Consider the following 18,717-nt stretch of genomic DNA (forward strand, 5'->3'; position numbering starts at 1 on the left):
GATGACTATGGAACAGCAGCCACGCATCGCTGTCGTGGGGGCGGGGATCGGAGGTCTGGCCCTCGCACTCGGGCTCGCCCGCGCGGGCCTGTCCTGCGACGTGTACGAACAGACCCGCCACCTGCGCGAGATCGGCGCCGGCCTCCAGGTCGCCCCCAACGCCGCCCGGCTGCTGCACCGCCTCGGCGTCGAGAGCTGCCTGCGCGCGGTCGCCGTACGGCCCCGCGCGATCGAACTGCGCCGCTGGAACGACGGCGGACTCCTCGCCCGCACCCCGCTCGGCGAGGAGTGCGAGGAGAGGTACGGTGCCCCGCACTACGCCGTCCACCGCGCGGACCTGCACCAGATCCTGCTCTCCAAGCTCCCCGCCGGCACCCTGCGCCTCGGCCTGCGGTGCGTGGGCGTCGAGCAGCACGGCGACGAGGCGGTGCTCCGGTTCGAGGACGGCTCCACCCGGCGCGCCGACCTCGTCGTCGGCGCCGACGGGATCCACTCGGCCACCCGCGACCTCCTCGTCAAGGACGAACCCCGCTACTCCGGCCAGGACATGTACCGCGGCCTGGTCCCCGCCGAACGCCTCCCGTACCTGGCCGCCGATCCCGCCGTACGGCTGTGGCTCGGCCCGGGCCGGCACTTCGTCTGCTACCCCGTCGCCGGTGGCACCCGGATCAGCTTCGCCGCGACCGCCCCCGGCGTCGGGCGGCGGCCCGAGGAGTCGTGGAACACCCCCGGCCGCATCGAGGACCTGCGGGCCGCGTACGACGGCTGGCACGGGGACGTCGCCGCCGTCCTCGACGCCGCCGGGGAGGTCGGCCGCTGGGCCCTGCACGACCGCGACCCCGTACCGGGCTGGTCCCGGGGCCGGGTCACCCTCCTCGGGGACGCCGCCCACCCGATGCTGCCCTTCCGGGCCCAGGGCGCCAACCAGGCCGTGGAGGACGCCGCCGCCCTGGTGGTGTGCCTCACCGAGCACGGCGGCACCGGCCTGGCCGAGCGGCTACGCCGCTACGAGCGGGTCCGGATGGCGCGCACCGCGCGGATCCAGCAGATCTCCCGCGACAACGCCAAGACCCTCCACCTGCCGGACGGGGACGGCCAGCGCCACCGCGACGCCGCCCTCGGAAGCAGCCACGAACTGGCCGCCCAGGACTGGCTGTTCGGATACGACGCGGCCGAGGCCGCCAGAGCGGAGCCCATACGATGACCCAGCCCACCGCGACCGCGGAAGCCCCCACCCCGGCCCTGACCCGCGAGGAACTCGCCCGCGCGGCCGCCCTCGGCGGCGGCAGCCTGCTGGAGCACGCCCTCGCCGCCAGCGCCCAGCCCGACGCCCCCTTCCTGCACAGCGAGCACCCGCTGCTCGACCCGGCGGGGGAGCGCCGCCACGACTTCACCCTGAACGGCCTGGACGACCTGGCCCGGACCTGGTCCGCCTGGTACCTCGCGCACGGCATCGGCCCCCGCGACCGGGTCGCCGTCTACCTCAAGGACAGCTTCGAGGACGTCCTGCACTTCCTCGCCCTCAGCCAGATCGGCGCCATCCCCGTCCTGGTCAACGGCCGGCTCCCCGCCGCCGTCGCCGCCGGACTGTACGAGCGCACCGGCGCGTCCGGCCTGGTCACCGACGCCGCCCACCGCGAGGCCCTGCGCGCCGCCGGTGCCCTCGAGGCCTTGCGGGTCCTCGCCGTGTCCGACGAGCTCACCTCCCTCGGCGCCGGCCGTCTCGACCCCGCCGGCCGCTTCCGGCACGCCCCCGACGACCCGGTGCTGATCAGCCACTCCTCCGGCACCACCGGCATCCCCAAGGCCGTCGTGTGGACCCACGAGGGCGCGGTCGCCGCCCTGCGCGAGCTGCTGCTCCTGCCGCAGCCCGCCGAACGCGAGGTGCTGCTGTCCGCCGTACCCCAGTCCCACCAGGCCGGGGCCAGCTTCGCCGCCGGAGCCCTGCTCACCGGCGCCCGCCTGATCGCGCTCGCCGACCGCTCCGGCGCCCACGTGGCCGCCGCGATCACCGAGCACCGCCCGCACACCGTCGTCGCCTTCGCCCAGACCTACGCCGAACTCGCCGCCCTCGGCCCCGACGACGACGTGCTCTCCTCGGTACGGCGGTGGTTCAACACCGGCGACTCCGCGCACGGCCGGCACATCGCCCCCCTGGTCCGCGCCGGCGCCGAGTTCATCGACGGCCTCGGCTCCTCCGAACTCGGCTTCGCCCAGTTCGGCCACGTCACCACCGCCGGCACCGTCCGCCACGACCGCTGCATCGGCCGCCCCCACCCCTGGGCGCGGATCGCCGTCCTGCGCGAGGACGGCACCCCCGCCGCCCGCGGCGAGGCCGGACTGCTCGGCGTCAAGAGCCCCACCCTCACCCCCGGCTACTGGAACGACCAGGACCGCTACTACCGCTCCCGGCTCGGCGGCTGGTTCCTCTCCGGGGACGTCGTCCGCGAGGGCGAGGACGGCACGTACTTCCACCTCGACCGGGCCGTCGACGTCATCCACACCCCCGAAGGCCCGGCGTACTCCCTCCTGATGGAGGAGACCCTGCTCGGCGCCCTGCCCGGGCTCGACGACTGCGCCGTCGTCGGCGTGCGCGACGCCTCCGGAGCCGAACGTCCCGTCGCCGTCCTGCGCCCGGCCGACCCGGCGGGCGCCGACGCCGGGCAACTGCGCGCCGCCGCCGACAAGGCGCTCGCCGGAGCGGGTCTGCCCGCCCTGGGTGCGCTCCACGTCGCCCGCGACGCCGACGAGGTCCCGCTCGGGCCCTCCGGAAAGGTCCTCAAGCGCCAACTGCGCCGGCAGCTCGCCGACGCCCTGACCACTCCCACCCCTGGGGAACCCTCATGAACCTGCGCAGGATCGCGCCGCTCGCGATCGGCACCTTCGCCATCGGCACCGACAACTTCATCGTCGCCGGCATCCTCGGCGGCATGGCCGACGACCTCGGCGTGTCCCTGGCCGCCGCCGGCCTCCAGGTCACCGTCTTCTCCCTGGTCTACGCACTGGGCTCGCCGCTGCTGTCCGCGCTGACCCAGCAGGCCGAGCGGCGGGCCGTACTCGTCGGCAGCATGGGCCTGTTCGCCCTGGCCAACGTGCTCACCGCCGTGGCCCCCGCCTTCGGGGTGCTGCTCGCCACCCGCATCGTCGCCGCCGTCGCCGCGGGCGTCTTCGGACCCGTCGCCACCGCGGCCGCCGCCGAACAGTCCGAGCCCGAGTTCCGGGGCCGGGCCATCTCCATCGTCACCGGCGGGCTCACCGTCTCCATCGTCCTCGGCGTCCCGATCGGCGTCCTGATCTCCGCCCTGTCCGACTGGCGCGGCGCCTTCTGGTTCGTGGCCGCCCTCGCCCTGGTCGCCGCCCTGTCCACCGCCGCCGCGCTGCCCCGGCTGCCCGGCACCCCCGGACCCGGCATCGCCGAGCGGTTCCGGCCGATGCTCCGCCCGGCCGTCGGCCTGACCCTGCTGCAGTCCGTCACCGTCATCGGCTCGACCTTCATCGTCTTCACCTACCTGGCCACCCTGGTGCACGGCACGGGCGTCGGCGGCGACGGGGAGTTCGCCACCACCCTGATCATGCTGGTCTTCGGGGTGGCCGCCGTCCTCGGCAACATCCTCGGCGGCCGCAGCGCCGACCGTGCCGGCGGCACCACCACCATCCGGCGCACCATCGTCGTGCTGACCCTCGCCCTGGCCGCCGTCTCCCTGGTCGCCCAGACCCTCGACGGGACGACCGCCTACGTCGCCCTGGCCGCCGTGATCGCCGTGTGGGGCGTCAGCGGCTGGGCCTTCACCCCGGCCCAGTTCTCCCGGCTCGCGCAGATCGACCCCGCGCACATGCACCTCACGTTCGCCCTCAACAACTCGGCGATCTACATCGGTTCGGCGCTCGGCGCCTCCATCGGCGGCGGCATCGTCGAGTGGGCCTCGGCCGGCGGCCTGGGCTGGGTCGCCGCCGGCGGGGAGGTCATCGGGCTGCTCCTGGTGCTCCTGGCCGTCGCCCGACCCGCCCTCGGCGTCCCCGCCGCCCCGCCCGCCGGCGAGCCCGGCCTCCAGCCGGCGGGCGAGCGATGACCACGACACCGGCGGACGGCTCCGCACCCGCCGCCCCCTCGCCCCCCGCCGCCCCGCCGTCCGCCGCCGCCTGGCCGCGGCTCGGGGACTGGTCCGACCACGCCGGACTGCTCCGCCTCCAGCGCGCGGCCCTGCCCGCCGCCCTCGCCCGCGCCCGGCGCAGCCCCTTCTACGCCGGCCGCCTCACGGCGGGCCGCACCTGCCTCGACGGGATCCGCCCCACGCTCAAGTCCGACCTGCGCGACGCCTACCCCTTCGGGATGCTCGCCGTACCCGGCAGCAAGGTCGCCACCTACCACGAGTCCAGCGGCACCACCGGAGAGCCCACCGCCTCCTACCTCACCGAGAACGACTGGGCGGAGACCGCCGACCGCTTCAACCGCTCCGCGGCGGCCCTCACCGCCGAGGACCGGGTGCTCGTCAAGACCCCGTACTCGATGGCGACCACCGCCCACCAGATGCACCACGCGGCCCGCACCGCCGGCGCCCTGGTGATCCCGGCCGACAACCGGACGTCGATGATGCCCTACCGGCGGCTGCTGCGGCTGGTCCGCGACGTCCGCCCCACCGTCACCTGGTCGCTGCCCAGCGAACCGCTGCTGTGGGCGGCCGCCGACGACGCCCTCGGCGCCGGGACCCTCGCCGCCGCGGCCGCCGGGAACGGCCCGCGCGCCCTGGTCGTCGCGGGGGAGCCGCTCAGCGCCGCCAAGCGGGCCCGGATCGGCGAACTGTGGGGCGGCGCCCGGGTGATCGAGGACTACGGCTCCACCGAGACCACCAGCCTCGCCGGGGAATGCCCCCACGGACGGCTGCACGCCTGGGCCGACCGTTTCCTCTTCGAGGTCCAGGACCCGGCCATCGGCCGCATCACCCCCGCCGGCCGCGGACGGCTGCTCGTGACCACCCTCCACCGGGAGGCCATGCCGCTCCTGCGCTACGACACCGGGGACCTCGTCGTCCTCGGGGCGGAGAACGACTGCCCCTGCGGCTGGGCGCTGCCCGTCATCGAGGTCCTCGGCCGAGACGGCACCCCCGTCCGCGTCGCCGGACGGGCCGTGCGCCCGCACGACATCGACGCGCTGGTCTACGGGCTGCCCGTCGAGTACCGGGCCCACCTCTGGCGCGCCGTCGCCGAGCACGACCGGCTGCGGCTGACCGTCGAGGCCCGCGAGGGCCGCGAGGTGCACGAGGAGGCCGCCGCGAAGCTGCGCGCCGGCTTCGCCGAAACCCTCGGCCTGCCCGTCGAGCTCACCGTCGGCGGCCCCGGAACCCTGATCCCGCCCGGCGCCCTGCTGCGCGAGGACCGGTTCGTCAAGCCCCGCTTCCTGTACGAGGCGGCCGATGCGAGGGAGGACGGATGGACGTATCTGGACTGACGGCGCCCGGCGCCCGGTCCCCGTCGGCGGTCGCGGTCGTCGGCGTCGGACCGCGCGGCCTGAGCCTGCTGGAACGTCTCTGCGCCAACGCCCGGACGCTGCCCGGGGACGCCCGGATCACCGTCCACCTGATCGACCCGGCCGAGCACGGCCCGGGCCGGGTCTGGGCCACCGGGCAGGACCGGCTGCTGCTGATGAACACGGTCGCCTCGCAGGTCACGGTCTTCTCCGACAGCAGCGTGGTGATGGACGGCCCCGTGGAGCCGGGCCCCAGCCTGTACGCGTGGGCCCGCGACCTCGCCGCCGGGGCGGGGGCCGGCGGGGCGCAGGGCCACGGCGCGGACCGCGAACTCCTCGCGGAGGCCCGCGCCCTGACCCCGGACTCCTACCCCAGCCGGGCCTTCTACGGCGCCTACCTGCGCTGGGCCGCCGACCGCGTCCGGGCCGCGGCCCCGCCGCAGGTCGAGCTCGTCACCCACCGCTCGGCGGCCGTGGCCTGCGGCACCGACCCCGCCACCGGCCTGCCCTGGGTCCGCCTCGCCGACGGCACCCGGCTGCCCCGGCTCGCCGGGCTGGTCCTCGCCCAGGGCCACGTGGACGCCGAACCCTCCGCGCTCCAGCGGAAGTTCGCCGCCCACGCCGCCGGGCGCGGTCTGCTCTACGTACCGCCCGGCAACCCGGCGGAGAGCGATCTGGCCGCCGTCGCCGCGGGCGAACCGGTGCTGCTGCGCGGGCTGGGCCTGAACTTCTTCGACCACATGACCCTCTTCACCCACGGCCGCGGCGGCACCTTCACCCAGGAGGGCGACCAGCTCGTCTACCACCCGTCGGGCCGCGAACCGCAGCTGTACGCGGGCTCCCGGCGCGGGGTCCCGTACCAGGCGCGCGGCGAGAACCAGAAGGGCCCGCACGGCCGGCACACCCCGGCCGTACTGCGGCCCGAGGTGGTGGAGTCGCTGGTCAAGCGGTCGGCGGCGGAGGGCGGCCTGGACTTCCGGCAGGACCTGTGGCCGCTGATCGCCAAGGAGACCGAGACCGTCTACTACACCGGTCTGATCACCGCCCGCGACGGCCGTGAGGCCGGGGCCGCCTTCCGCCGCACCTGGCTCGAACTGCCCTGGGACGGCCCGGAGGAACGCGAACGGCTGGAGGCGTACGGCGTCCCCGCCACGGCCCGCTGGGACTGGTCCCGCCTCGCCGACGGCGGCCGCGAAGGGGGCTTCGGCGGGACCGCCGAACACCGCGCCTGGCTGCTCGGCCGGCTCCGCGGCGACCTGGCCCGGGCCCGCGCGGGCAACGTGGACGGCCCCTTCAAGGCCGCCCTCGACGTCCTGCGCGACCTGCGCAACGAGATCCGCCTCGTCGTGGACCACGGCGGGCTCACCGCCCGCTCGCACCGCGACGACCTGGAGCGCTGGTACACCCCGCTGAACGCCTTCCTCTCCATCGGCCCGCCCGCGCGGCGGATCGCGGAGATGATCGCGCTCATCGAGGCGGGGGTCCTCACCGTCCTGGGCCCCGGCACGCGCATGGACGTGGACCCGGTCTCGGGGGCCTTCGCCGCCGAGTCCGCCGTCCCCGGCTCACGGGTCCTGGCCCGGGTGCTGATCGAGGCCCGGCTGCCCGACGGTGACGTCCGGCGCACCGCCGACCCGCTGCTGCGCGGGCTGCTGGACACCGGGCAGGCCCGGCCGTACCGGATCACGGGCGGCCCGGAGGGCATGGAGTACGAGACCGGCGCCCTGGCGGTGACCCGGCGCCCGTACCGCGTCGTCGCCGACGACGGCCGCCCGCACCCGGCCCTGTACGCCTTCGGCGTGCCGACGGAGGGCCTCCACTGGGTGACGGCGGCCGGGGTCCGGCCCGGCGTCGACTCGGTGACGGTCGGCGACGCGGACGCCCTGGCCCGCCAACTCCTCGGCCTCGGGGAGGCGGGGGAGGAGGACCCGGTCGAGGCCCACGAGGCCCACGAGGCGTCCGGGGCCGCCGGGGCGCAACCGTGGCCCGCCCGGGCGGAGTCCGGGCCGGCCCGGGCGGAACCCGAGGCGGCCCGGGCGGCGTCCGGGTCCGCACCGGCGGCGTCCGGGGCCGCGGCGGTGCAGAGCGGGCCGGTGGCGGCGCGGGCCGGTGCCGGGCGGGAGGAGTCCTCCTCCGCCCGGGCGGTGTCCGGGGCGCCGGCGGTGGCTGCGCCCGTGGCGGCGGGCGGCGCGGCCGGGCCGGGGTCCGGCGGGGACGTCGGGCTGCTGAGCCCCGTGCGGGCCGGAACCGCCGCCGAGGCGGCCACCGGTGACGGGGCCTGGCTGCGGGCGCTGCTGGACGCCGAGGTGGCGCTGGTCCGGGCCCAGGCGCGGCTCGGGGTGGTGCCGGCCGCGGCCGCCGAGACGGTGGCCCGCGTGGCCGGGACGGCCCCGCTGCCCGCCGCGCTGCTCGCGGTCCGGGCGCGGGAGTCCGCGAACCCGGTGGTGGCACTGGTGGAGGCGCTGACGGAGGCCGTCGCCGCCGTGGACCCGGCCGCCGCCGACTACGTGCACCGCGGCTCGACCAGCCAGGACATCATGGACACGGCGGCCGTACTCGTCGCGGCCCGGGCGCTGGAGACCGTACTGGCCGACCTGGAGCGGTGCCGCACCGCGCTGGCCGGGCTCGCCGCCCGGCACCGCGACACCCCGATGCCGGGCCGCACCCTCGCCCTGCACGCCGTGCCCGTCACCTTCGGGCTGAAGGCGGCCGGCTGGCTGGAGGCCGTCGCGGTGTCCGCCGCCCGGCTGCGCCGGGTCCGCGCGGACCTGCCCGTGCAACTGGGCGGCGCGGCCGGGACCCTGGCCGGGTACCTGGAGTACGCCCGGCTCGACGCCCCGGGGGAGTCCGGCGAGGACTACGCGGTGCGCCTGGCCGAGGCCTTCGCCGACGAGACGGGGCTGCGCGCCCCGGTGCTGCCCTGGCACACCGTGCGCACGCCCGTCGCGGAACTGGGCGCCGAACTGGCCCTGGCCTGCGGTGCCCTGGGGAAGATCGCCGTGGACGTGCTGTCGCTGGCCCGGACCGAGGTGGCCGAGGTCGGCGAGCCCGGACCGGCCGGGCGGGGGGCCTCCTCCGCGATGCCGCACAAGCGCAACCCCGTGCTCGCCACGATGGTCCGCTCGGCCGCCCTCCAGGTGCCCGCGCAGGCGGCCGTGCTCGCGCAGTGCCTGCTCGCCGAGGACGAGCGGCCCGCCGGGGTCTGGCACGCCGAATGGCAGCCCCTGCGCGAGTGCCTGCGGCTGACCGGCGGGGCGGCGGCCACCGCGGCCGAACTCCTCGAAGGCCTCGCCGTCCACCCGGCACGGATGCGGGAGAACCTCGCCCTGACCGGGGCCCTCACCGCCTCCGAGCGGATCGCCGCCGCCCTGGCCCCCGCCCTCGGCAAGGCAGAGGCCCGCCGGCTCGTCACCACCTGCTCCCGCCGCTCCGCCGACGAGGGCACCGCCCTCGCCGACCTGCTCGCCGCCAGCGCCCGGGTCACCGAGGTGCTGGACCCCGCCGAGATCGGCGCACTGCTCGACCCGGCCGGCTACACGGGCGCCTCCGCAGCGCTCGTGGACCGGGCCCTCGCCCACTACCGCTGACCACCGCCGCGCACCCGAAGAACGCACGCACACCAGGGGGACCCCATGCTCACCAGACGCCGCCTGCTCGGCGCCGCCCTCGCCACCGGAGGCACCGCCCTCACCGGCGCGGCCCTCACCCCGCTGCTCACCACGCCCGCCGCCGCGGCGGCCCCGGTGGTGACGCCGTTCCAGACCGCCATGCCGGTCCCGCCGACCCTCCTGCCGGTGTCCACCGCCAACGGCACCGACACGTACGACATGTACGTCGGCCGGGCCAACACGCAGATCATCCCCGGCGTCGACACCGAGGTGATCACCTTCAACGGAGCCTTCCCCGGCCCCACCGTCCGCGCCCGCCGCGGGCGCCCGGTCGTCATCCGGCAGAAGAACCGCCTGGACATGCCGGTCTCCATCCACCTCCACGGCGGGCACGTCACCCCGGACAACGACGGCGACCCCATGGCCACCATCGCCCCCGGCACCGCACGCCTCTACCGGTACGCCAACGACCAGGCGCACGCCCCCTTGTGGTTCCACGACCACGCCCACCACATGGAGTCCGAGCACGTCTATCGCGGCCTGTCCGCCTTCTACCTGCTCGGCGACGACGAGGAACGCGCCCTGCCGCTGCCCTCCGGCCAGTACGACGTACCGATCGCCCTGCGCGACGTCCGCTTCGACGACGCCGGACAACTCCTCTACGTGATGGACGACTTCCAGAACCGGAACACGATCCTCGCCAACGGCAAGCCCTGGCCGTACTTCCAGGTGGCCGCCCGCAAGTACCGTTTCCGCATCCTGAATTCGACCAACATACGCTTCTTCACCCTCCGCCTCTCCGACGGCGGGGAAATCATCCAGATAGGCTCGGACGGCGGACTGCTCGAAACCCCGTACCGCACCGACACGCTGAGCCTTTCCCCGGGCGAACGCGCCGACGTCGTCATCGACTTCTCCCGCTATCCGCTGGGCACCCGGCTGGTGCTGGAGAACACCGAGGGCCCCGGCCCGGTCGAGCAGGTCGGGAAGGTGCTGCGCTTCGACGTGACGCGCACCGCCGCCGACCCCAGCTCCGTACCCGACCGGCTGCGCACCCTCCCCCCGCTCCCGCCGGCCACCGTCCACCGCGAGATCACCCTGCGGATGGACGAGGACGGGCGGGCTAACCCCGGCGCGTACATGAACGACCTGGTGTACGACCCGGCCCGGATCGACCAGTCGATCGCCTGGGGCAGCACGGAGATCTGGACCGTCAGCAACGTCAACCGGTTCGTCCCGCACAACTTCCACATGCACCTGGTGCAGTTCCGGGTGCTGGAACGCAACGGCGGGCCGGTCGGCCCCGCGGAGGCCGGGCTCAAGGACACCGTACGGGTCATGCCCGGCGAGACCGTGAAGGTCCAGGCGACCTTCGATTCGCACCGCGGGAAGTACCTCTACCACTGCCATCTCTTCGACCACGCCGCCATGGGAATGATGGCGCAAATGGAGATCTCATGACCTGGTGGCGCCGCAACAACACCGCCGATTCAACCAATTCAAGGAGCATTCCCGTGACCAACGTCGCCGTCATCTACTACTCCTCCACCGGAAACGTCCACAAGATGGCCGAGACCGCCGCCGCGGCCGCCGAGAAGGCGGGCGCCGAGGTCCGTCTGCGCCGTGTCGCCGAGACCGCCCCGGCCGACGCCATCGCCTACAACCCGGCCTGGGGCGAGCACCTGGAGGCCACCTCGCACGTGGCCACCGCCACCCTGGACGACCTGGAGTGGGCCGACGCCGTCATCTTCGGCACGCCCGTCCGCTTCGGCCTGCCGGCCGCGCAGCTCAAGGGCTTCCTCGACACGGCGGGCGGCCTCTGGTACCAGGGCAAGCTGGTCAACAAGGTGGTCTCCGCCTTCACCTCCTCCAACACCACGCACGGCGGCCAGGAGTCGACGCTGCTCTCCCTCAACAACGTCTTCACCCACTGGGGTTCGATCATCGTCCCGCCCGGCTACGCCGACCCGGTCCAGTTCGCCGGGTCCAACGGCAACCCGTACGGCGCCAGCAGCGTCTCGGGCGCGACCGGGACCACCCCGCCCACCGACGAGAACCTGGCCGCCGTCGAGTTCCAGGCCCGCCGGGCCCACCAGATCGCGACCGCCCTGAAGAAGGGCCTCGCCGCGCTCTGACCGGCCGCAGGCGCAGCACCGGTCCGTCCCTGTGAGAACAGCAAGGAGCAGCAGCATGTCCCGGATCGTGATCGCGGGCGGCGGATTCGCCGGCGTGTGGGCCGCCAAGGCGGCGGCCCGCATCCGGCGCCAGGCCGGCCGGGCCGGCGAGGACGTCGAGATCACCCTGATCGCCCCCGGCGAGGACCTGGTCATCCGGCCGCGCCTGTACGAGGCCGGGCCGGAGCGGATGCGGGTCCCGCTGGACGGGGTGCTCGCCCCGATCGGGGTGCGGCGGCTGCGTGCGGAGGTCACCGACGTCGACCTTCCGGGGCGGCGGGTGCTCCTCGCCGGCCCGGCGGGGCCGGTTCCGTTCGACCGGCTCGTGCTGGCCACCGGCAGCCGGGTGCGCAAGCCCGCGCTGCCGGGGGCCGGCGCCCTGCACTACATCGACACCCTCGACGAGGCGCACGCCCTGGACCGGCGGCTGCGCTCGCTGGCCGGACTCCCCGACACCCCGGGCCGGTTCACGGTCGTCGTGGTCGGCTCGGGTCTGGCGGGCGTCGAGCTCGCCGGGACCCTGCCCGAGCGGCTGGCGGCGTACCCCGGTGCGCGGATCGTCCTCGTCGAACGGGCACAGCTGCCCGCGCCGGGCCTGGGCGACGAGGCCCGCCCGCTGGTCCTCGACGCCTTCGCCCGGTCCGGCGCCGAGTGGCGCACCGGCTGCTCCCCGCTGTCCTACGACGGCACCACCCTGGGCCTGAGCGACGGCACCCGCCTCGAAGCGGCCACCGTGGTGTGGACGGGCGGCCTCACCGCGAGCCCGCTCACCGCCCGGTTCCCCGGCCCCCGCGACGGGCTGGGCCGGCTGCTCGTGGACGAGCAGCTGCGCCTGCCGGAGGCGGAGGGCGTCTTCGCGGCGGGCGACACCGCGGCTGCGGCCGTGGAGGACGGCCGCACCGCCACCCAGAGCTGCCAGTACGCGATCCCCTCGGGGGCCACCGCCGGGCACAACGCGGTCGCCGACCTCACCGGTGAGCCGGTCGCCGTCTTCCGCCCCGACCCCTACGTGACCTGCGTGGACCTCGGCCCGTCCGAGGCGGTCCTCACCACGGGCTGGGACCGTTCCCTGGCCCGCAGCGGCGCGGACGCCAAGGCCCTGAAGCAGCACATCAACACCCGGCTGATCTACCCCTGAGCGGTGGGGGCGCTGTGTCCGGGCTCACGGTTCCGGCCCGTGGACCCGGATTGACGGACGGGGGACTTTAGGTGAGCCTTACCTTGCTTTGACGCGGCAGACCGTGCCGCGCCCCGTTTCCCCCGGAGCCACCCGCATGTCCTCGCCGGCCGCCAGACTCGCCCCCCGCCCCGTCCGCCTGTACGACTCCTGGTGGACCGTGGCGGCGGGCGCGCTGTGCGCGCTGGTCGTCCTGGCGGCGGGGCTGTGGTGCTCCCTGCACGTGCGGGCCGACGCGGCGATGCACTCCGCCGCGCTCTTCGCGCACCTCGCCTCCCTGGTCCTCGGCTTCGGTGCGGTGCTCTCCGCCGACTACCACGGGCTGCTGTGGGCCACCGGCCGCTGCACCCTGGGCGAGGTGGTCGCCGCGACCGCCCGCCTGCACGTGCCGATCTGGGCCGGCCTGGGCGGGCTCGTGGTCAGCGGGCTGATGCTCCACCCCGACGTCCACTCCCCGCTGACCCTCACCAAGCTCGGCCTGGTCGCCGGCCTCACCGTCAACGGCCTCCAGGCCGGCCTGCTGGGCCGCCGCCTGGAAGCCGCCGAGGGCGAGGCGGGCCGCGGGCTGCTGCTCTGGGGCGGGGTGACCGCCCTGGTGTCCCAGGCCTGCTGGTGGGGCGCGGTCGTCATCGGCTTCCTCAACACCAACACCTGACCGGACCCCGGTGAGGTGACATCCCGGGCGGCGGCGCGGCCGCGCGCCCCGGCCGCCGTGGCAGCATCGGCGCCATGCGCTACCGATACGCCACCGAGGCCGACGCGCCCGCCCTGGCCCGGCTCTTCGCCGCCAACCACCACGACGCCCTGACCGAGGAGCAGCGCACCGCGCAGGGCTTCGTCCAGGGCACCTTCGACGCCGCCACCCTGCGCGACATGGCCGCCGCCGACGAGCTGCTGGTGGCCGACGACGGGGAGGGCCGCATCGCCGGGCTGCTCGCGCTGTCCGTCGCCGCCGACATGGCCGACCCGCCGGCGGCGGTCACCGGACTGCTGCGGGCCCAGTCCGGCCTCGCCTGGCGGGGGCGTCCGCTGGATGAGGTGCCGTGGCTGCTGTACGGGCCGGTGGTGGTCGACGCCGCCTTCCGCGGGCACGGGGTGGCCCGGGGCCTGTTCGCCATGGCCGTGGAGACGTCGGCGGGCCGCGCCGAGGCCCTGGTCGCCTTCATCGAGGCGGGCAACGCGCCCTCCTGGCGCGTCCACGTGGACGCCTTCGGCATGACCCCGCTCGGCGACTACACCGTCGCGGACCGCACCTACCACGCCGTCGCCACCGCCGCCGGGGCCTGACCGGCGGCACGGCCCCATGGCCTAGCGGGCCGAGGTCCAGCCCGCCGCGCGGAGCCGCTCGAAGCCGTCCAGCAGCAGGTCCAGCGCGAACTCGAACTCGAACTGGTCGTCGCAGCCGCCGCCCACCACCGAGCCCGCGTCGTGCGCGGCCGCCCCGGCCAGCTCCGCGATGTGCGGGAAGCGCTCCGCCAGCGCCGGATCCGGGGGCGCCCCGCCGCTCGCGCCGTCGCCCGCCCCGCCGCCCGAGGCGTCGAACAGCTCCTGGCTGAACCCCAGGACCCGGCTGCCCAGCGCGTGCATCGCGTGGTGGGCCAGGTCGGCGGAGAGCCCGCCGCCCCGCAGCACCCCGATCATCGAGTCCAGGTACCCCAGCACCGCCGGCGTCGGCGCGCTGCGCGACTCGATCACCCGGTACGCCCAGCGGTGGCGCAGCAGCACCCGCCGCGCCGACAGCACCCGCCCCCGTACCGCCTCCCGCCAGTCCGAGCGGTCGTCGGGGAGCTCGATCTCCCCGACGACGGCGTCGACCATGCCGTCGAGCAGCTGCTCCTTGTTGGCCACGTGCTTGTAGAGCGCCATCGGTACGACGTCCAGCTCCTGCGCCAGCCTGCGCATGCTCAGCGACTCGATCCCGCCCTCGTCGGCGAGCGAGACGGCGGCCCGCAGCACCCGCTCCCGGTTCAGCCGCGTCATCCCCTGTCCTCCTCATGTGTCCGTCCGCGCCTTGACGAGTGTACGCCGTACACCTATGGTCTGGGGCAGGACAGGGAGGTGTACGCCGTACACCTCATGGAGGGAGGGACCGGGACATGAGAAGGACCGCCGTCACGGCAGGCGTGCTGTTCCTGCTGACCGAGGCCGCCGCGATCGCCGGGGCGGTCCTCTACCGCCCCCTGCTCACCGGGGAGGGGGCCGGGGCCGACGGCCGGGCGGCGCTCGGGGCCCTGTGCGAACTGGTCCTGGTGGCCGCCGTCGCCGGCACCGCCGTGACCCTGTTCCCCGTCGTCCGCCGCTGGGGCGGGACAGCCGCCCTCGGCTACCTCTGCGCCCGCCTGCTGGAAGCGGTGCTCATCCTGTTCGGGATCGTGGCCGTACTGGCCCTGGTCACCCTGCGCCGCGAGCCGGCCGGGCCAGGGGCGGACGCCGTCGCCACGGTGCTGGTGGCCGTGCACGACTGGACGTTCCTGCTCGGCCCCAACCTCTTCCTCGGGCTGAACACCGCCCTGCTGGCCGCGCTCATGTACCGCTCCCGGCTCGTGCCCCGGCCCATCGCCGTCCTCGGCCTGGTCGGAGGCCCGCTGATCTGCGCCTCGGCCGTCGCCGTGCTGTCCGGGCTCTACGCCCAGCTCTCCGTGCCCGGCTCGCTCGCCGCGCTCCCGGTCTTCGCCTGGGAGGTCTCCCTCGCCCTCTGGCTCGTCGCCCGCGGCTTCCGGCGCACCGCCGTCAGCCCTCGATGATCACCAGCGGGAGCTCCCGGGGCCGGGCCGTGGCCTGGTGGTCGTCGAAGAGGGGCCACAGCGCCGTCATGGCCTCCCAGTACGTCTCCCGCTCCTGCGGACCCGCCGTCCGCGCCCAGGCCGGGAAGGCCGCCGTGCCGACCTGGACGCGGACCTCCGGGTGCGCGACGAGGTTGCCGTACCAGGACGGGTGGTGCGGACCGCCCGTACCGGCGGCCACCACCAGCAGCCGGCCCGCGTCCCGCCCGTAGACCAGCGGGGTGCGCACCGCCCGGCCGGAGGCCCGGTCCAGGGTGGTCAGCAGCAGGGTGGGGACCCCGTGCCACAGGTGACCGTCCGTGCCGCCGCTCGACACGTACGTCCGCACGTGTTCCAGCCGCGGCCCCGGGCGGGGGTCCGTGGGGTGGTCCCAGTCGACGGCGAGGGCGACGCTGTTCATCAAACCTCCGTAGGGCGTCCCCCCACTCCGGCTAACGAGCCTCCCCCGAGTCTGGATGCGCCGCGCCCGTCCCGCACCTGCGCACGAAGCGGGCCACGGCCCGGGGGCGACCCCGGGCCGTGGCCCACAGCAGCGCATCCGGCCGGAAGCCGGCTACGGCAGGTAGCGCTCGATGACGGACGGACCCTTCTCGGCGATCAGCTGCCGCGCCTTCTCGACCCGCTCCGGAGTCGGGTCGTGGCCGGTCGCCATCACCAGGTCCTCGGGGTCGTACGGCCGCTCACCGCCGGTGAAGAGCCGGTCCGACCGGGTGGGCTGCTCGTTGGTTTCACTGTCCATCGGAGACCTCCTACGGTGTCCCAGGCCCCCATCCTCCGGCCCCGGGTCCAAGAACGCACTTCGGGGCCGAGAACCCCGCCTCGGGCCCCGCCTCGGGCGGCGGCTCAGGCGGCGGCTCAGGCCGCGGCGAGCGTCGCCGCCGCGCCGATCGCGATCAGCAGCCCGCAGATCGACAGGTTGACCGCCCGGTGCTCCCAGAACACCGCGACGAACTCGCGCAAGGTCGCGCTCGGCAGGAAGTAGCGGGCCGTCGGCGAGCCCACCACCTGCCCGTTGACCCCCGCCTTGCGGGCCATCATCGCGGCCCGGAAGGCGTGGAAGTTGTTGGTGACCACCACGCACCGGTAGCCCGCGTCGTCCGCCAGCATGATCTCCTTCGAGAACAGCATGTTCTCCTCGGTCGTGCGCGAGCGGTCCTCCAGCGTGATGTGCTCCGCCGGAACCCCCTCGGCGATCAGCCAGTCCGCCATCGCCCGCGCCTCCGCGACCCGCTCGTCCGACCCCTTGCCGCCCGAGGTCAGCAGCACCGGGGGGCGCGCGCCCCGGGCCAGCTGGGCCGCGTAGATCTCCTGCCCCTTGCGCAGCCGCGAGGCCAGCAGCGGCGGCACCCGGTCCCCGCCGATCAGCCCGGAGCCCAGCATCACCACGTGGTCGACGTCCCCGCGGACCTTGATCCGGCCGTAGAGGAAGGCGTACCCGAGGAAGCACAGGAAGACGAACGCCACATAGGCCACGACCAGGGTCAGCGTCGCCGCCGCCCCGGTCAGGACGACGGAGTGGAACATCGGGACGGCGATCAGCAGCGCGATCATCCCGAAGATCCCGAGCCCCGCCAGCATCGACAGCAGGTTGGCCGGGCGGCGTCCCTCCTTGCGGACCATCGTCACGCCGTTGGCTATCAGGAAGCCCCCGATGACCATCGTGCCCACGGTGGGCGCGGCGAACGCGAGCGCGATGATCGTCAGCGCCGCCCAGCCCGGCAGGGCCGTCACCTGGAAGAGCAGGGCGGCCGAGAAGGTGATGAACGTCAGGCCGAACAGCACCGCGTTGCGGAAGCGGCGGCGGTCCTTGTACGCGCTGACGCACAGGGCGAGGAGCAGGAGGGCGGGGAGGGCGAAGGCGGCCATGCCGTTCATCGTATGTGCCGCCCGCGGCCCGCCGCCGGGACGGAATTCCTGCCGGAACCCCCTACCGCCGGAAGGGCGTTCTGCGGACGGACCGCCCCGCCAGCACGTCCGTGCGGCGCCCGTCCCGCATCACGAACCGCCCGTCGACCAGCACGTGCGGGATGCCGGTGGGCAGCCTGCGCGGTTCCTCGTACGTGGACCCCGCCGCGACCGTTCCGGGGTCGAAGAGCACCAGGTCGGCCCGGTACCCCTCGCGCACCAGCCCCCGGTCCGGCAGCCGCAGCCGCGCCGCCGGCCGGCCCGACAGGTGCGCCACGCACTCCTCCAGCGACAGCACGCCCAGCTCGCGCACGTAGTGGCCGAGGTAGTGCGGGAAGGTGCCGTACGCCCTGGGGTGCGGCTTCGCGCCGTGCAGGATGCCGTTGGAGCCGCCGGTGTGGACCCGGTGGCGCATGATCGTCCGGACGTTCTCCTCGTGCCCCACGTGCTGGAGGACGGTCGTGCCCAGCCGGTCGCCCAGCAGCAGCCGGCGCGCCCCCTCCCAGCCGTCGAGGCGGGTGCCGACCCGGTGCGCGTACGCGGGGTCGGCCGTCCCCGACACCTCGACCGACGCCCAGTCCACCGGCACCCCGTGGCACCCGTCGGACCCCTGAACCTCCAGTGCGTACCGGATCCGCTCGGCAGTGGCGTCGTCGGCCAGCCGGGTCAGCAGTGCGCCGGGACCGCCCTCGTGCGCCCAGCCGGGCAGGAGGGCGGAGAGGCTGGTGCAGCCGGGGGTGTAGGGGTAGCTGTCGAGGCTGACGTCGGTCCCCTCGGCGAGTGCCCCGTCCAGCAGGGCCAGCAGCTCGGGGGCCCGGCCCTCGTTCTCCGCGAAGTTCAGGGTGGCGTGCGCCAGGTGCAGGGCGCAGCCGGTCTCCCGGGCGAGGTCCAGCATCTCGGCGTAGGCGGCGAGGGCGCCGTGCCCGTACGAGCGGTGGTGCGGGCAGTAGTAGCCGCCGTAGCGGGCCACGACCTCGCACAGCGCGGCGAGTTCGGACCCGGAGGCGTACATGCCGGGGGTGTAGGTCAGCCCGGAGGACAGCCCGACGGCGCCGTCCTGGAGCCCTTCGGCGACCAGCCGCCGCATCCGGCCGGTCTCGGCGGGGGTGGCCGGCCGGTCCTCCCAGCCGAGCACGTGCGCCCGGACGGTCCCCTGCGGCACGAGGTAGGCGGCGTTCACCGCGCAGCCCTGTCCGCCGTGGGCCCGGTCCAGCCGGTCGAGGTACTCCCCGACCGTCCTCCAGTCGAACACGACGTCGTCCCCGGCCCCGTTCCACCCGGCGATCGCCGTCCGCACCTGTGCCAGCGTCCGGTCGTCCACGGGCGCGTACGACAGCCCGTCCTGGCCGAGCACTTCCAGGGTCACCCCCTGGGCGGCCTTCGCCGCGTGGTCCGGGTCGCGGAGCAGCGCGAGGTCGCTGTGGGCGTGCATGTCGACGAACCCGGGCGCGAGGACGAGCCCGTACGCGTCGACGGTCCGCCGCCCGCCGCCGGGCAGCCGCCCGACGGCGGCGATCCGCCCCTCGTGCACGCCGACGTCGGCGAGGTAGGAGGGCCCGCCGGTGCCGTCGGCGACCCGGGCCCCCCGGATGACCAGGTCCATCCC

The 18,717-nt window shown here is 75.3% G+C and carries 16 protein-coding genes and 2 pseudogenes; 13 read left to right on the plus strand and 5 right to left on the minus strand.

The genetic code is table 11. The annotated features are described in order from the left end of the window. Positions 1 to 7 precede the first annotated feature (7 nt). The 12 genes and pseudogenes from BX286_RS23280 (at position 8) to BX286_RS23325 (ending at position 13,710) form a co-directional block, all read left to right on the plus strand. A complete protein-coding gene (locus tag BX286_RS23280; protein ID WP_121016219.1) occupies positions 8 to 1,204 on the plus strand; it encodes an FAD-dependent monooxygenase in 1,197 nt (398 codons plus the stop codon). Further along, the gene (locus BX286_RS23285; RefSeq protein WP_100862988.1) at positions 1,201 to 2,847 is read left to right on the plus strand and encodes a class I adenylate-forming enzyme family protein; all 1,647 of its coding nucleotides are present in this window, start codon (positions 1,201 to 1,203) and stop codon (positions 2,845 to 2,847) included. The genes BX286_RS23280 and BX286_RS23285 overlap by 4 nt, the downstream gene beginning before the upstream one ends. Further along, complete coding sequence (locus tag BX286_RS23290; protein ID WP_121016220.1) at positions 2,844 to 4,070, plus strand: MFS transporter; 1,227 nt, start codon at positions 2,844 to 2,846, stop codon at positions 4,068 to 4,070. Before BX286_RS23285 ends, BX286_RS23290 begins: the two co-directional genes overlap by 4 nt. Beyond that, positions 4,067 to 5,446 carry an AMP-binding protein gene (locus BX286_RS23295; protein WP_121016221.1) on the plus strand — a complete coding sequence of 460 codons (1,380 nt, stop codon included), beginning with the start codon at positions 4,067 to 4,069 and terminating at the stop codon, positions 5,444 to 5,446. Before BX286_RS23290 ends, BX286_RS23295 begins: the two co-directional genes overlap by 4 nt. Continuing rightward, positions 5,428 to 7,395, plus strand: a pseudogene (locus tag BX286_RS38055) (FAD/NAD(P)-binding protein); the annotation flags it as partial. The gene BX286_RS23295 and the pseudogene BX286_RS38055, both read left to right, overlap by 19 nt. 429 nt (positions 7,396 to 7,824) lie before the next feature. After that, positions 7,825 to 8,544 (plus strand): annotated as a pseudogene (locus BX286_RS38060) (lyase family protein); the annotation flags it as partial. Positions 8,545 to 8,772: 228 nt separating this feature from the next. Next, positions 8,773 to 9,051 (plus strand): hypothetical protein, encoded by a 279-nt coding sequence (locus tag BX286_RS38065; RefSeq protein ID WP_398898901.1) that lies wholly within the window; start codon positions 8,773 to 8,775, stop codon positions 9,049 to 9,051. A 45-nt stretch (positions 9,052 to 9,096) separates the two neighbouring features. Continuing rightward, complete coding sequence (locus BX286_RS23305; RefSeq protein ID WP_121016224.1) at positions 9,097 to 10,533, plus strand: multicopper oxidase family protein; 1,437 nt, start codon at positions 9,097 to 9,099, stop codon at positions 10,531 to 10,533. Positions 10,534 to 10,586: 53 nt separating this feature from the next. Next, positions 10,587 to 11,207: an NAD(P)H:quinone oxidoreductase gene (gene wrbA / locus BX286_RS23310; RefSeq protein ID WP_100862984.1), complete on the plus strand. Its 621-nt coding sequence runs from the start codon at positions 10,587 to 10,589 to the stop codon at positions 11,205 to 11,207. Between the two features lie 55 nt (positions 11,208 to 11,262). Further along, a complete protein-coding gene (locus BX286_RS23315) occupies positions 11,263 to 12,384 on the plus strand; it encodes an NAD(P)/FAD-dependent oxidoreductase (RefSeq protein ID WP_079429504.1) in 1,122 nt (373 codons plus the stop codon). 136 nt (positions 12,385 to 12,520) lie between these two features. Continuing rightward, positions 12,521 to 13,078, plus strand: a complete 558-nt coding sequence (locus BX286_RS23320) for a hypothetical protein (protein ID WP_079429505.1) — start codon at positions 12,521 to 12,523, stop codon at positions 13,076 to 13,078. Positions 13,079 to 13,152: 74 nt separating this feature from the next. Then, positions 13,153 to 13,710: a GNAT family N-acetyltransferase gene (locus BX286_RS23325; RefSeq protein WP_100862983.1), complete on the plus strand. Its 558-nt coding sequence runs from the start codon at positions 13,153 to 13,155 to the stop codon at positions 13,708 to 13,710. 21 nt (positions 13,711 to 13,731) lie between these two features. Here the strand turns inward: BX286_RS23325 and BX286_RS23330 are convergent, their stop codons facing one another. Beyond that, positions 13,732 to 14,403, minus strand: a complete 672-nt coding sequence (locus BX286_RS23330; RefSeq protein ID WP_079429507.1) for a TetR/AcrR family transcriptional regulator C-terminal domain-containing protein — start codon at positions 14,401 to 14,403, stop codon at positions 13,732 to 13,734. 116 nt (positions 14,404 to 14,519) lie between these two features. On the opposite strand from BX286_RS23330, the gene BX286_RS23335 reads away from it, so the two are divergent. Next, positions 14,520 to 15,167, plus strand: a complete 648-nt coding sequence (locus BX286_RS23335; RefSeq protein WP_121016225.1) for a DUF4386 domain-containing protein — start codon at positions 14,520 to 14,522, stop codon at positions 15,165 to 15,167. Here the strand turns inward: BX286_RS23335 and BX286_RS23340 are convergent. From BX286_RS23340 to BX286_RS23355, 4 genes are all read right to left on the minus strand, one after another. Beyond that, a complete protein-coding gene (locus BX286_RS23340; protein ID WP_079429509.1) occupies positions 15,154 to 15,606 on the minus strand; it encodes a nitroreductase/quinone reductase family protein in 453 nt (150 codons plus the stop codon). The genes BX286_RS23335 and BX286_RS23340 overlap by 14 nt on opposite strands. A 153-nt stretch (positions 15,607 to 15,759) precedes the next feature. Beyond that, entirely contained in the window at positions 15,760 to 15,945 is a 186-nt protein-coding gene (locus tag BX286_RS23345) for a hypothetical protein (RefSeq protein WP_079429510.1), read from the minus strand. 116 nt (positions 15,946 to 16,061) lie between these two features. Continuing rightward, positions 16,062 to 17,072, minus strand: coding sequence for a YdcF family protein (locus tag BX286_RS23350; RefSeq protein ID WP_100862981.1), 1,011 nt, complete (start codon positions 17,070 to 17,072; stop codon positions 16,062 to 16,064). Between the two features lie 61 nt (positions 17,073 to 17,133). Then, the gene (locus BX286_RS23355; RefSeq protein WP_121016226.1) at positions 17,134 to 18,714 is read right to left on the minus strand and encodes an amidohydrolase family protein; all 1,581 of its coding nucleotides are present in this window, start codon (positions 18,712 to 18,714) and stop codon (positions 17,134 to 17,136) included. Positions 18,715 to 18,717: the final 3 nt, after the last annotated feature.

Source organism: Streptomyces sp. 3211.6, assembly GCF_003634815.1.
Classification (GTDB): Bacteria; Actinomycetota; Actinomycetes; order Streptomycetales; family Streptomycetaceae; genus Streptomyces; species Streptomyces katrae_A.